The sequence below is a fragment of the Alteromonas sp. MTD1 genome (assembly GCF_042848195.1).
GTDB lineage: Bacteria > Pseudomonadota > Gammaproteobacteria > Enterobacterales > Alteromonadaceae > Alteromonas.
This window is the reverse complement of the sequence record NZ_BTGG01000011.1, coordinates 21,663-36,673: the sequence shown is the minus strand read 5'-3', so window position 1 is coordinate 36,673 and position 15,011 is coordinate 21,663. Positions and strand designations below refer to the sequence as shown.

At 40.0% G+C, this 15,011-nt stretch carries 11 protein-coding genes; all 11 read left to right on the top strand.

Annotation, left to right across the window (positions count from 1 at the left end; genetic code table 11):
* The first annotated feature begins 274 nt into the window (after positions 1 to 274).
* Entirely contained in the window at positions 275 to 3,262 is a 2,988-nt protein-coding gene (locus tag ACGHAV_RS15000) for an SLBB domain-containing protein (RefSeq protein WP_390382399.1), read from the top strand.
* 92 nt (positions 3,263 to 3,354) lie between these two features.
* On the top strand, positions 3,355 to 4,302 hold the full coding sequence (locus ACGHAV_RS14995) for a Wzz/FepE/Etk N-terminal domain-containing protein (RefSeq protein ID WP_390382396.1): 948 nt from the start codon (positions 3,355 to 3,357) through the stop codon (positions 4,300 to 4,302).
* Positions 4,302 to 5,423, top strand: a complete 1,122-nt coding sequence (gene wecB, locus ACGHAV_RS14990; protein ID WP_390382393.1) for a non-hydrolyzing UDP-N-acetylglucosamine 2-epimerase — start codon at positions 4,302 to 4,304, stop codon at positions 5,421 to 5,423. The genes ACGHAV_RS14995 and wecB overlap by 1 nt, the downstream gene beginning before the upstream one ends.
* 35 nt (positions 5,424 to 5,458) lie before the next feature.
* Positions 5,459 to 6,733 carry a UDP-N-acetyl-D-mannosamine dehydrogenase gene (gene wecC, locus ACGHAV_RS14985; protein WP_390382390.1) on the top strand — a complete coding sequence of 425 codons (1,275 nt, stop codon included), beginning with the start codon at positions 5,459 to 5,461 and terminating at the stop codon, positions 6,731 to 6,733.
* The gene (rfbB, locus tag ACGHAV_RS14980; protein WP_390382388.1) at positions 6,730 to 7,806 is read left to right on the top strand and encodes a dTDP-glucose 4,6-dehydratase; all 1,077 of its coding nucleotides are present in this window, start codon (positions 6,730 to 6,732) and stop codon (positions 7,804 to 7,806) included. Before wecC ends, rfbB begins: the two co-directional genes overlap by 4 nt.
* Positions 7,803 to 8,678 (top strand): glucose-1-phosphate thymidylyltransferase RfbA, encoded by an 876-nt coding sequence (gene rfbA, locus ACGHAV_RS14975; protein ID WP_390382385.1) that lies wholly within the window; start codon positions 7,803 to 7,805, stop codon positions 8,676 to 8,678. Before rfbB ends, rfbA begins: the two co-directional genes overlap by 4 nt.
* Positions 8,679 to 8,824: 146 nt before the next feature.
* Positions 8,825 to 9,370 carry a GNAT family N-acetyltransferase gene (locus tag ACGHAV_RS14970; RefSeq protein WP_390382383.1) on the top strand — a complete coding sequence of 182 codons (546 nt, stop codon included), beginning with the start codon at positions 8,825 to 8,827 and terminating at the stop codon, positions 9,368 to 9,370.
* Between the two features lie 2 nt (positions 9,371 to 9,372).
* A complete protein-coding gene (gene rffA, locus ACGHAV_RS14965; protein ID WP_390382380.1) occupies positions 9,373 to 10,509 on the top strand; it encodes a dTDP-4-amino-4,6-dideoxygalactose transaminase in 1,137 nt (378 codons plus the stop codon).
* A gap of 31 nt (positions 10,510 to 10,540) precedes the next feature.
* Positions 10,541 to 11,578: a TDP-N-acetylfucosamine:lipid II N-acetylfucosaminyltransferase gene (locus ACGHAV_RS14960; protein WP_390382377.1), complete on the top strand. Its 1,038-nt coding sequence runs from the start codon at positions 10,541 to 10,543 to the stop codon at positions 11,576 to 11,578.
* A gap of 98 nt (positions 11,579 to 11,676) precedes the next feature.
* On the top strand, positions 11,677 to 13,113 hold the full coding sequence (locus tag ACGHAV_RS14955) for an MOP flippase family protein (RefSeq protein WP_390382374.1): 1,437 nt from the start codon (positions 11,677 to 11,679) through the stop codon (positions 13,111 to 13,113).
* A 2-nt stretch (positions 13,114 to 13,115) separates the two neighbouring features.
* Positions 13,116 to 14,864 carry an asparagine synthase-related protein gene (locus ACGHAV_RS14950; protein WP_390382371.1) on the top strand — a complete coding sequence of 583 codons (1,749 nt, stop codon included), beginning with the start codon at positions 13,116 to 13,118 and terminating at the stop codon, positions 14,862 to 14,864.
* Positions 14,865 to 15,011 lie beyond the last annotated feature (147 nt).

Here is a 15,011-nt window from a genome sequence, read left to right as displayed (position 1 = left end):
TAGGCCGGGTTTTTTGTTGTTTGCAAAAACACACAAGTTGTTACAAAAAGTAAAAGTACAAGATTGCCATTGCATATCGCTTACCTAGCCTATCCATACCGTTAATACCATTGAAACTGCCTTTTAAAAAATTCATACTAGAGTGTGATCCATTTCGTCAAATTTAATACTTTGGTATTGGAAATTTTTAGGCTAAACAGGTAGAATCCCGCGCCTGTGCTTAATCATCTGGACTGAAGTAGTGGCACGCTCACGCATAATTAAGGGAATCAATGTGAAGAAAATCTGTTTTATCATTGCATCATTCGTATCAATGACGATGTCCTCGCAAGTTTCAGCGGTTACCCCAACACCAGAACAACTCAACATGTTTATGCAGTTGCCCAAAGCGCAACAAGAAGCGTTGGCTGCCCAGTACGGTGTTGATTTAAATTCTTTGAAGCAAACCTCACAAACTCAACAAGCATCTCCCTCGCTTAACGAGCTTAATGGTGAGCGAAATAGATCAGCTGCCAACGAAGATAGCACCACTAACAATAATCAAAGCTTCGCAGAGTCAATGGGCTTCAATGAGAGCTCAGTACAGATTTCTCAAATAAACGTTGGTGACAATCAGATTGTTCGCTGTGTACCACGTACTCAAGCAACTGAAGAGCAAAAGGCTGAACTAGGTTCGCGTGTAATGCAGCCCAAAATAGCGATGTTAGAAGATATTGAGCGCCGTAAGAGTGAACAAGAAGAGCCATTATTCAGTGACGATTTCTACTGCTTCGCGGAAAAAAATAAGCAAACACGTTTCTCTCTTAAAAACGACGCTGAAGAAGCGCTAAAACCATTCGGTTATGATTTATTCGCTGGCGAACCTAGCACTTTTGCACCTGTTTCAGATGTGCCCGTGCCAAATGAATATGTTTTGGGCCCTGGCGATACCATTCGCGTAAAAATTTATGGGAAGGAAGCACAAGACTACTCATTAGTAGTTAATCGCGAGGGCGATGTTGATATACCAAAGCTTGGCCCGTTTTCAGTTGTTGGAAAAAGCTTCTCTGATGTGCGTAAAGAATTAAGCGAAGAAATTAGCAATCGAATCATCGGTGTTCGCAGCAACATTTCAATGGGCGAACTGCGCTCTATTCGTGTTTTCGTTTTGGGTGAGGCCTACAAGCCTGCAAGCTACACGTTAAGTTCACTTTCTACGGTTACACAAGCCATTTTTGCCGCTGGCGGCATTAGCGATATCGGCTCACTACGTAACATTCAAGTGAAAAGACAAGGCAACGTGGTAGCAGAGCTTGATTTGTACGACCTACTGCTAAAAGGCGATATCAGTGGCGATGTAAGTTTAATGGCTGGTGACGTAGTGTTTATTCCTACACGCGGGAAAACGGTAGCGGTTAAAGGCTCGGTTACGCGCCCGGCAATTTATGAAGTGAAACAAGAAAGCTCGGTGAGAGAAGTTATAAAACTTGCCGGCGGTTTGTTGCCCACCGCGTTTGGTGACATTGTTAAACTAGAGCGCATTACCACACAAGGTTTAAAGCAGGTTGTTAACGTAAACCTTAGAAACAAACGCATTCAACCTGTTCAAAATGGTGATGTAGTTGAGGTAAGTTCAACATTAGATACTGTAGAACAAAGTGTAACGTTACTTGGTCATGTTGCCCGCCCAGGAGTGTACGGCTGGTATGAAGGAATGCAGCTAAGTGAATTACTGCCAAGTATTCACGATTTTAATCCGCAGCCCGATTTAAACTACATTCTTATTACACGTGAAGATCCGCTAACAGGCGCAATTACTGCTTACGATGTAAATTATGCCGATTACCTACGTTATAAGAGCGAACAGTCAAATTTCACGTTAGGCGCTAAGGACAAGATTTACGTTTTTAACCGTGAAGAAGAAAGAGCGTTTAGTTTACGTTCTGTTATCGAGCAGCTTCAAAAGCAGACTACGCTAGCGCAGCCACCAAAGGTTGTGAAGATTTCTGGGGCAGTTAGAAACCCAGGGCATTATCCACTGAGTGTTGATGCGACAGTAAACAACGTTTTACGCGCTGCTATGGGTTATACCCAGCAAGCAGAATTGAATTTCGTTTTACTTGCGCGCATCAATCAAAATACGTTCAAAACAGAGCTTCGCTACATTGACCTAAACAGTAGTGAGCAGTTAAAACTTGCACCGCTAGACCGTTTATTTGTGTTCAGTAAAAACGAACCTCGTGATGAACTTATTGCAGACTTGATAGAAGAGCTTGGACTACAAGCTACCAAAGGGTTTTCTCAGCAGCTGGTCACCATTAGTGGTGATGTGCGTTTCCCTGGTGTGTACCCGTACGTTGAAGGTATGACCAAGGACATGCTAATCAAATTAGCGGGCGATTTAAACGCATCAAGCTACATGGTAAATGCAGAGCTTACGCGCTTTAAGTCAGACGATGCTACGCGCGCAGAACTTGTACACAGCGTTATAGAGCTTAATGAAGAAGTAGTATTGCAGCCGTTAGACACCCTGCTTATAAAGCGTATACCTGAGTGGCGCGAACGCAGAACTATTAAATTGGCGGGCGAAGTGCAGTTCCCAGGAATGTACGTGCTGCAAGAAGGTGAAACCCTTTCATCTGTTATACAACGGGCAGGCGGCTTAACAGACTTAGCGTACCCAATGGGCGCAGTATTCTCGCGTGAATCATTAAGAATACGTGAGCAAGAGCAGATTCAACGACTTACTAAGGAGCTAGAGTCGGAACTAGCAACCTTAAGCGTTGATAAAAGCGACGATACGAAGAGTGTAAGTGCCGCAGAAGCACAGCGTTTGAAAGACCGCCTAACCGCTACTACAGCCATCGGCCGCTTAGTCATAGATTTACAAGCCCTTTGGGACGGCGACCTGCGTTTCGACCTTACGTTAAACGATGGTGACGAGTTGTATGTGCCTAAAATTTCGCAGTCGGTAACGGTAATGGGCGAGGTGCAGTTCCCAACATCTCACCTATTCGACCCAGACCTTAATGCAAAAGAATATATTGAAAGCTCTGGTGGTTTGAAAGTACGTGCCGATGATGATCGTATTTATGTAGTTAGAGCCAACGGCTCAGTATTCAGACCATCTTCTGGCTGGTTTAAAAACAACGAAATAATGCCTGGCGATACCATTGTTGTTCCGCTGGATACTGAATACAGAGATACATTGAGCCTGTGGAGTACGGCGACAGGTATTCTTTATAACACAGCGATTGCTATTGCTGCGATTAATGGTTTGTAGTTTTTCCAAGATTTAAGGAATTGTGAATTGACTCTGAAAGACTGTTCAAAATCAATTATTAGCCTTAGGTAATGATGGGGTAATGTGTTGATATGAAAATTAATAATGAAAATACTGTGTCTGATCAAAAAGATATAGCCAATAGAGTAGATATAAAAGAAATTGTTAGCGACTTGTGGGAAGGAAAATGGATAATTATTGCTTCTACTGTTTTAACCGCATTAATAACAGTTTTCTACTCTTTGAGTATCCCCAATATATACAAAAGTGAGGTATTGCTAGCTCCCGTTCAAGAAACCACTAGCGGTGGAATTAGCGGTATAGCAAATCAGTTTGGTGGCCTTGCATCACTTGCTGGCGTTAATCTTTCCAATGCATCTGGAGATAAAGTTACAATTGCCTTGGAGCTACTTAAGAGTCGGCAGTTCATTGGTGAGTTTATAGATACGTATGAACTAAAAGCTACCTTATTAGCAGTAAAAGGCTGGGACCAGCAAACTAACACATTGATTTTTGATACCAGCGTTTATGATGTCGAGCAAAATCTATGGGTAAGGGACGTCAAGGCGCCTAAAAAGCCAGAACCAAGTTACTTAGAAGCTCATAAATACTTCGTAAAGGAAGTCCTTTCCGTTGGTCGAGATAAAGAAACTGGTTTAATTACTGCTTCGGTAAAACATGTTTCTCCAATAATTGCTCAAAGCATTTTGACAAAACTTATTGAATCAGTGAATTCAAGTATGCGTCAAAGCGACATTGCTGATGCTCAAAAAAGTATTGACTATTTAAATGACGCTTTAACTAAGACTAGTGTTGCTGACATGCAGCAAGTGTTTTATCAACTAATAGAAAAGCAACAACAAACTAAAATGCTGGCGAGTATTCGTGATGAATACGTCTTAGAGGTTATAGACCCAGCAATAGTAGCTGAAGAAAAAGTAGGGCCTAAACGTGCGTTGATGTGCGTGATCTCAGTATTCTTTGGTGGTCTCATTGGTGTCGCGTTAGTGTTAACGCGGAAATTCTTAGGTTTTAATTAATGAAAGTTTTAACTGTCTTTGGTACTCGTCCAGAAGCTATAAAAATGGCGCCCTTAGTTCATGCTTTATCGGACGATAATCGATTCGAATCAAAAGTATGCGTTACGGCTCAGCATCGAGAAATGCTGGACCAGGTTCTAGAACTGTTTGTAATTAAACCTGACTATGACTTAAATGTCATGAAAGCGGGCCAAACTTTACCTGAGGTTACAAGTCGAATATTGCTTGAGCTTACTCCTATACTCAAAGAGTTTAAGCCTGATGTCGTATTAGTACATGGGGATACCGCTACTACCTTCGCAGCAAGTTTAGCTTCTTACTATGAACAGATAGCCGTAGGTCATGTGGAAGCTGGCTTACGCACTGGTAATATATATAGCCCATGGCCAGAAGAGGCAAATAGAAAACTTACGGGCTCGCTCACAAAGTTTCATTTTGCACCAACAGAAAAAAGTAAAGCAAATTTGGTTGCTGAAAATCATCCCGAGTCAGCTATCAGCGTAACGGGGAACACAGTTATTGATGCACTGCTTATGGTAAAACATAGGCTTGAAAGCGATGGCATGCTCAAGGCGGAACTTGACGCTCAGTTTCCATTTATTGACTCTAGTAAGAAGCTTATATTGGTAACCGGGCATCGCAGAGAAAGCTTCGGTGGTGGTTTTGAGCGTATTTGTGAAGCATTAGTCGAGGTGGCAAAAAGTCATCCAGAGGCCCAGATTCTGTATCCTGTGCACCTCAACCCAAATGTTCAGAAACCAGTTAATAGGCTGCTTACTGGTATTGAAAACATAAAATTAATTGAGCCACAGCAATACTTGCCTTTCGTTTATCTTATGAATCGTGCTCATATTATATTAACAGATTCAGGCGGAATTCAGGAGGAGGCTCCTAGTTTAGGAAAGCCTGTGCTTGTAATGCGTGATACGACTGAGCGGCCTGAAGCAGTTGACGCCGGCACAGTAAAACTGGTTGGTACAAATAAAGAAGCAATAGCTAGAACACTTCGCGAATTATTAGTAGATGAAGACTCGTATAACACTATGAGCTTCGCTCACAACCCATACGGGGATGGCAAAGCCTGTACTCGTATTCTAGATATACTGGCTTCCAGTAAATAACTCAATATTTCATATTTAAAGCGCAAGGGATTTTCATGTCTTTTAATACTATATCAGTTGTAGGTTTGGGCTACATAGGTTTGCCAACTGCAGCTATGTTTGCGTCTCGTAAAAAGCAGGTTATCGGTGTTGATGTAAACCAAACGGCGGTCGACACCATCAATCGTGGTGAGATACATATCGTAGAGCCTGAACTCGATATTATAGTACATGCTGCAGTTAAAGAAGGTTATCTTAAAGCGGTTTTGTCTCCTGAACCTGCCGATGCTTTTTTAATAGCAGTTCCTACACCGTTCAAAAATAATGGAAGTGAAATTCCTGAGCCAGATTTGCGATATATTGAAGCTGCTGCAAAAGCAATCGCACCGGTACTCAAAAAAGGTGATTTAGTAATATTAGAATCCACCTCTCCGGTAGGTGCCACAGAACAAATGGCTGCTTGGTTGGCAGAAGAAAGGCCTGAATTGAATTTTCCATCAGCAAATACTACCGCTGACATCGCTACCGTAGATATAAATATTGCACACTGCCCTGAACGCGTATTGCCGGGGCATGTTGTACGAGAGCTAGTAGAGAACGACCGCGTTATCGGTGGCATGACTCCAGAATGCTCAAAGCGCGCTATCGAGCTATATAAAACCTTCGTGCAAGGTGAATGTGTTGTTACTAATGCGCGTACCGCTGAAATGGCCAAGCTTACGGAAAACTCATGTCGAGATGTTCAAATAGCATTTGCTAATGAGCTTTCTGTTATCTGCGATGAATTAAATATCAACGTTTGGGAGCTAATTTCATTAGCCAATAGACACCCTCGTATAAATATTTTACAGCCGGGACCTGGAGTGGGCGGGCACTGTATCGCGGTAGACCCATGGTTTATTGTAAGTCAAACTCCAAATTTAGCTCGCCTAATTCACACTGCTAGAGAGGTTAATGACAGCAAACCATTGTGGGTAATTGATAAGGTAAAAGCTGCTATTTTCGATTTCGTAAAAGCGAACCCAGAAAAACGTATTGAGGACGTAACTGTCGCGTGCTTTGGACTAGCATTTAAGCCTGATATTGACGACCTGCGAGAGAGCCCGGCAATGAACATTACACGGCAGATAGCAAAAGAGCATACAGGGCGTGTGATTGCTGTGGAGCCGAACATCATAGAAATAGCAAATGAGGGTTTTGAGCTTGTGTCGCAAGCTAGCGCCGAAAAAGAAGCTGACGTCGCTGTACTGTTAGTAGACCACAAAGAATTCAAAGCTAAAGGAACACCACAAATTCAGGCTATTGTTGATACAAAAGGAATTTGGAAGTGAGAATTTTAGTTACAGGTGGGGCTGGTTTTATCGGTTCTGCTGTTATTCGACACATTATCAACAATACAACTGATTCAGTGATAAACGTCGATAAGTTAACTTATGCTGGCAACCTCGAGTCATTATTAGAGGTGAAAAACTCAGAGCGTTACGAGTTTGAACATGTCGATATTTGTGATTTTGAAGCACTCCGAAGCGTCTTTGAGCGTCACAAACCTGATGCTGTGATGCACTTGGCAGCGGAATCACATGTGGATCGTTCAATAGACGGCCCGCGTGAGTTTATTGAAACCAATATTCTTGGCACATATAACCTTCTTGAAATTACACGTGCATACTGGAACTCGTTGCCGAGTGAACAAAGAGATGCTTTCCGTTTTCATCATGTATCAACCGATGAGGTATATGGAGACTTAGAAGGTACAGATGATCTATTCACAGAATCAACATCGTACGCGCCATCGAGCCCATATTCTGCGTCTAAAGCGTCTAGCGACCATCTAGTGCGTGCATGGCAAAGAACTTATGGTTTACCGACAGTTGTGACAAACTGCTCTAATAATTATGGGCCTTATCATTTCCCAGAGAAACTTATACCGCTAATGATTCTAAACGCATTAGAGGGAAAATCACTTCCGGTTTATGGGGATGGAATGCAAATCCGAGATTGGCTTTTTGTTGAAGACCATGCACATGCCCTTTATACCGTGGTAACAACAGGCCAAGTTGGAGAAACTTATAATGTTGGTGGACATAACGAAAAGGCAAATATTGAAGTAGTAAATATTATTTGCGAACTTCTTGAAGAATTTGTCCCTGCAAAGCCAGAAGGGATAAAAGAATACAAAGAGTTAATAACCTTTGTGAGCGATCGCCCGGGGCACGATGTGCGCTATGCAATAGATGCAAGCAAGATTGAAAAAGAGCTTGGTTGGAAGCCAGCGGAAACCTTTGAAAGCGGTATAAGAAAAACTGTTCAATGGTATTTGAGTAATGAGAAGTGGTGGTCTCGCGTTCTTAATGGAGCATACAAAGGAGAACGTTTAGGTTCGTTAGACGGAGGTGAATTATGAAGGGCATCATTCTAGCGGGCGGCTCAGGTACGAGGTTGTATCCAATAACAATGGGCGTTTCGAAGCAGTTACTGCCTATTTATGATAAACCAATGATTTACTATCCGCTTTCCGTGCTCATGTTAGCGGGTATTCGAGAAATACTAATAATTACAACAAGTGAAGACAGTGATTCCTTCAAACGCTTGTTAGGAGATGGTTCTCAGTTCGGTATCGAACTTCATTATGCAGTTCAACCATCACCTGATGGGCTAGCCCAAGCTTTCATAATTGGAGAAGAGTTCATTGGTAAAGATGATGTTTGTTTAGTGCTAGGGGACAACATTTTCTATGGGCAAGGCTTTACTCCTAAATTGAAGCATGCCGTTGAAAATGCTGAAAGCGGAAATGGTGCGACTGTTTTCGGTTATCAAGTCAAGGACCCTGAGCGTTTTGGAGTAGTAGAATTTGACCAGAACCAAAAAGTTGTTTCAATAGAAGAAAAGCCAGAACAACCAAAGTCTGACTTGGCTGTGACGGGACTCTACTTTTATGATAACTCTGTTGTGAATTTTGCAAAAAGCGTAGTGCCTTCTGAACGAGGTGAGTTAGAAATAACTTGTATAAATGAGATGTACTTACAAGACAAAAAACTTCAGGTTGAAATTCTGGGGAGGGGCTTCGCGTGGCTTGACACAGGCACGCATGAAAGTTTATTAGAGGCAGCACAATTCGTAGAGACAATAGAGAAGCGGCAAGGATTTAAAATCGCATGCCTTGAAGAAATAGGCTTCAATAATGGGTGGCTAAAGGAGTCCCAGATAATGCATGCAGCATCTTTGATGTCTAAAAATAGTTACGGTCAATACCTAACTGAGTTAATCAAAAAGTGAGTACTGGTAACCTTGTACTGAACGAGTGGGAAACTGCTTTTTTCGGACGACAGATATATTCGCTTTCCCCCCCACTTGATTCAGTTGTGCAAACTCATGCTATACATAATGCTCTAATCTCTATAAAACTGAATTCAGATGACGCCATGTCACTTGATTTTGTAAGTAAAAGTGGGTTTGGTTTCGTTGAGGGTGAGATCACATATTCAAAATCACTTAGCAGCTGCGAGTCAAGATTTGACTTGGTTTCATATCATCTTGCTGATGATTCCTTGTTAGATGACTTAAAAAAAATCGTAACCGGCTTGTATATTAACAGTCGTTTTAAAGAGCCTTGGTTTTCTGAGAATGAAAGAGATGACTTCTATCGCTGTTGGTTACGAAATGCGATTTTAGCTAAGTTTGATGATTGTTGTTTAGTGATAAAAACTAACGAGGACATATCGGGCTTTGTAACTTTGCGAATAAGGCAAGAGGAAGCGACAATAGGGCTAATCGGAGTTGCACCCAGTTACCATGGTAAGGGTATTGGAAAGAAATTGATTGATATAGTTGAAGCATATTGCGCGAGAAGAGGCGTGAATAGCATCAGTGTATCAACTCAAAAAAGTAATATTGCGGCCACTAATCTCTACATTAAAACTGGCTTTTCGACTACGGAAAAGTCTTATTGGTTCTACAAGCAGGTATAAAAATGATTCCTTTCAATATCCCTCCTAAAACAGGGCTTGAGATAGCATATATCGAGCAAGCGCTTGGTTCAGATAAACTATGTGGTGATGGTGCTTTTTCAAAAAAATGTGAACATTGGATTGAACAAAAGTTTTCTTCCCACAAAGCGATGCTAACACCTTCTTGCACTGCGGCCTTGGAACTTGCAGCAATACTTATAGATGTGAGACCAGGCGATGAAGTAATCATGCCATCGTACACCTTCGTTTCAACTGCAAATGCATTCGTACTAAGAGGTGCAACAATTGTTTTTGTTGATGTTAGAAAAGACACAATGAATATTGACGAATCGTTGATTGAGGCTGCGATTACAACAAAAACTAAAGCGATTGTCCCAGTACACTATGCTGGAGTAGCATGTGAAATGGATGAGATTATGGCTATGGCTAAAAAGCATAATCTGTGGGTCATTGAAGATGCTGCGCAAGGAGTTATGTCTACCTACAAAAACAAAGCTCTCGGTACTATCGGCCATATTGGTTGTTACAGTTTCCATGAAACGAAAAACTATACTTCGGGTGGTGAAGGCGGTGCTATATTAATAAATGAGCCAAGACTAGTAGAAAGAGCTGAAGTTATAAGAGAAAAAGGAACAAATCGTAGTCAGTTTTTGAACGGAAGTGTTGATAAATATACATGGAAAGATATTGGTTCCAGCTTTTTGCCAAGCGAGTTGCAGGCGGCTTATTTATGTGCGCAATTAGACGCGGCAACCACTATTAACGAGTTTCGTTTGTCTTTGTGGAATGAATACTATAGAGGACTCAATAAACATTTAAATGTCGAAGAGTTACCCGCTATTCCTTCTTCTGTACAGCATAACGCTCATATGTTTTATATTAAACTGAGTTCATTTATTGAACGCAGCGAATTTATAGAAACGATGAAAAAGCTTGGTATACAGACCCCTTTTCATTACGTTCCGCTGCATACGAGTCCGGCCGGCAAAAATTTCGGAAGGTTTGTTGGAGAAGATAAGAATACCTTGAGAGAAAGCGAAAGATTAGTCCGTTTACCTCTTTACTTCGGAATGGCGAAGAAGAATCAAGAAAAAGTTATTGAAAGCGTTCTTGAATTTTTTGGTTCAAGAGAGCGTTAGTTTTTAAGTTTAACGGTTTCTGGACCAGATTATGACTAGAAGAATTTTGCACATAGGCAAATGTGACAAGTTTATCCCACCATTTATAGAGTTTGTAAACTCAAACTTTAATTTCGAAGAACACTTGTTTTTGCTTAAGGCAGGAATGGCAGAAAAGGAGCTCCTACCTCACGAAAACGTAAAGTTAATAGGTAAAAAGCGCAATTCCAATATTACATACTATTTGAATGCAATTATAAAAATGCATTTATCAGAAAAAATAATTCTTCACAGTCTATTTGACATTAACATAGTAAAGATTTTGTTTTTTGCACCTTGGTTACTGAAAAAGTGCCACTGGGTGATTTGGGGTGGCGATCTTTATACATACAAATTTGGCAAAAAGACATTTAAGTGGAAAGTAAAAGAGTTTCTACGAAGGCATGTCATCAGAAACATTGGTTTTTTAGTTACCTATCTTGAAGGAGATGTAAATCTGGCTCGTGAATGGTATGGGGCAAAAGGGCTACACTTTGAATGTTTGATGTACACCAGTAACCTTTTTCAATGTCAAAGATTTGAAAGGAAGTACAATGAGGGCATTAATATTCTCTTAGGAAATTCAGCCGCATCAAGCAACAATCACATAGCGACACTAGAAAAGCTGTTAGATTTCAAAAACCAAAATATCACTATTTACACACCACTATCATATGGTCCCCAAGAGCACGCTCAAAAAGTGATAAAACAAGGGAAAGAGTGGTTTGGTGACAAATTTAAACCGTTGACCAGTTTCATGCCGTTTGAAGAATACTTGCAACTGTTAAGTAATATCGATATTGCGTTGTTTAATCATAAAAGACAACAAGCGATGGGTAACACTATTACGCTACTTGGTTTAGGAAAAACTGTATATGTCGATAGTTCTACAACTCAATGGAAATTTTTTGAGGACAAAGGGATCAAAGTTAACGATATTGATAAGTTTGACTCTTTGGAACTAGAGAAAAATAACGAAAATATAGAAATTATCAGGAATTATTTTTCAATCAAAAATTATCATAAACAGCTACAAAAAATATTTTTATAAAAACTACGAAGGATTAAAACGGCGTCGGAATCGCTGCAAGTAGTGAGTCAAGAATACTCAAAAGCATCAAAGTATTTTCGTCGTTTCGTGAATTGATTATGAATTTAAAAGCGAGCGCCATTGCAGGTGTCAAATGGACAAGCGTATCATTAATAATTGCTACATTGATTCAATTTTTACAGCTTTCAATCCTGGCGCGATATTTGCGGCCCGATGAATTCGGGATTATGGCAATCATAGTGGTTGTCATTGGTTTTTCGCAAGCCTTTATGGATATGGGTATAAGTAAAGCAATAGTACAGCGTCAAGACGTGACATCTAATCAACTATCTAGCCTTTATTGGTTGAATGTTTTTTCTGGTTGCCTTTTAAGTATCGTTGTCTTTGCCACAGCTCCACTTCTAGGGAGTTTTTATGAAAACAACGATATTTCTGAGCTAATATATAAGCTTTCACCTGTTTTTCTAATAACTGCGTTTGGTAATCAATATCGTGTGCTATGCCAGAAGACATTGCAGTTTAATTTACTAGCGTTCATCGACCTCACATCGGCTGTACTCTCTTTTTGTGTTGCCATAACGCTTGCCGTAAATGGGGGGGGGGTTGATGCTCTTGTATATGCTATGCTTACAAACGCAGTTTCTTCAAGCATACTTCTTCTTTTTATTGGCGTTAGGAATTATCAACGACCAAAATTTCGATTCAATCATAGTGAAGTCAAAAGCTTTTACTCTTTTGGTTTTTTCCAAATGGGAGAGCGTTCAATCAATTACGTTAGTGCAAATCTCGATAAGATGCTGATTGGGAAAATGATTGGATTGCAATCAGTTGGATTCTATAATATGGCTTGGCAGTTGGTAGCTTTTCCATTAGCTAAAATTAATCCTGTAGTGAATAAGGTTGCGTTTCCAATTTATTCAAAGATTCAGAATGATAACGCCTTGCTAAATAAGTATTATAGTTTAAGTATTAGGCTTCTCGGCTTGATTACAGTTCCTATCTTAATTTTCTTGGCGACTTATTCTAATGATGTAGTTTTTATAGTCTTTGGTTATGGTTGGGAAGAGTCAGCGAGTTTAGTGAGACTTCTTGCGGTCATTGGCATATACAAGGCTCTTTCAAACCCTGGTGGCGCTCTTTTACTTGCGCTCGGGAGAGCCGATATCGGCTTTTATTGGAACGTGTTTTGGGTAACTAGCATAGCCGGCACTCTATATTTCTCGATTTTGTATTTTCAGACAGTTGATGCCGTTTGTTTTGCACTACTTCTGTTGAACTTTACTATTGGACTTATTTGGCATTTGATTGTGGCGAAAGTAGGCAAGATACATTACTTCGATATTTTCGTTCAAATAATGAAGACTGTAGTAAGCACAGGAGTCATAGTATTACTCTCAATAGTTGTTGTCTTCCTCCTCCACATCGAAACCGCACTCATGAGAGTTCTCATTGGGGGATTGTTTTGCGTAATTTTGTATACGATGTTCGTAATAACCTTCGAAAGGTCTTTACTCCGTCTTTTAAAAAAGGAATAAAAATGCCAGGTGTTTTCGGTTTTGTGAAAGGTATTGACGCTTTCTCCATTAAAAGTATGCAAAAAGCTATGTCTCTGTATCCTTCATTTAAGAGGGACACAATCTATGAGGATGAAAAGATAGCTGCCTCACGCGTCCATCTCAACAAGATTGGAGAAAAAAACTCACCATATGTACTTGACGATATTTGTGTTTGGGTTGAAGGCGAATCCTACAACGTTTCTGAATTATCAAACGATTTCGATCTAGAGATTGGAACATCATTTAGTAAAGCTTTATTAATAAACTATCAACGTGGAACGCTCGATTCTTTTCTTAATCGACTTGATGGTTATTTTTGCGCCGTAATATACGACAGACAAAACTCAAAACTAAAGTTAATCTCTGACCGGTATGGTATGCGCATGCTTTATTGGTATTTCCATAATGAAAAATTTTTATGGTCTAGTGAAGTGAAAGGTATTCTTGCTCTTGAAGGAATAGACAAAACAATTGACTCTGCAAGCTTCAATTGCTTTATGGAACTTGGGCATTTATTGGGGACAAGTACATGGTTTGACAAGATTAAGTTAATTAATCCAGCCAGTATTTTATCATTTGATTTGATAACAAAAGAAGTAAGTCAGCATCATTATTGGACCTGGGCTGAAATTTTACCATCATCACTAAAGTTCGACGAGGCAGTTGATGAACTTGGCAAGCGATTCATAAGGGCTGTGGAAAGAAGATTTAGCCCAACAGAGAGAATTGGTGTCACACTCAGTGGAGGACTGGACTCAAGAGCAATAGTAGCAGCCATAGATCATTTAAGCAGCAATTTTTGTGGTCAAGCATTTACTTTTGGTATTGAAGGATGTGACGATATAGAGATAGCAAGGCAAGTGATAGAAAAAACAAAATGGCGACACAAGTGCTACCACTTTACAGATGATAATTGGTTTAAGCCTCGAATTCAAAAGGTCTGGAATACAGATGGTATGAAGGACATGATGCATATGCATGGTGGTGAGTTTGTTGATGATATGGCTACCCATGTAGATGTCAATTTAAATGGTTATTTAGGTGATGCAATTTTTGGTGGTAGTTATATTCCGCACAAGGAGCATATTGATAAAAGAATAGATAGGGAAACTGCTGAGAAGTTTTATAAGCTTCATGATGTGGAAACTTTCTACCAAAGTAAGTTTTTTGACATTAACCACATTGATCCTTATCTATTCATGTCACGAGGTCGGCGATTTATCAATATGGGCACCGTTAACAGTCTAGTATCGTTGGAACAGAGAAAACCTTTCATGGATAATGAGTGTGTCGAGTTAATATACTCATTGCCCGATCATTTCCGAGTCAATAACAAATTGTACTCCACAATGCTACAAAGGTTTTTTCCTGATTTCTTCAAAAATATTCCATGGCAGCAAACAGGTAAACCTGCCGGTGAAACGCCACAATGGAACCTGTACAATCGTTTGTTAAAAAAGTTCCACAGACTTTTTATCAACTTTAGCGGGGGACAAAATAAAAATAATTATACGAATTACAAAAATTGGATACTTACAAATGAAACCAAGAGCTATCTCTCAGGGTTGTTAAAACGAGAACAGTCCGAATACAGTAAGTTAACGCTTGATGATTTAAAAGCAAAGTATCTTGATGTGCATGGAAGTGACTGTGACAAAAGTCGCGAGGTTCTGCGAGCCGCTACTATAGAGCTTTACCTTAAACTATTAAATAAGAATAATTGTGAATAGTGTAATAATACTAATAACTCTCTTCTGTTTAGTAATACTCGTTACTGTCGATTTTCACTGTTCTTTTGAGGGTTGGTTTTGATAGTCTTATCATCTGTAATATTGATGCTGATCTTGTCATTTCTTAGAAGTAATAAATTATTCAGA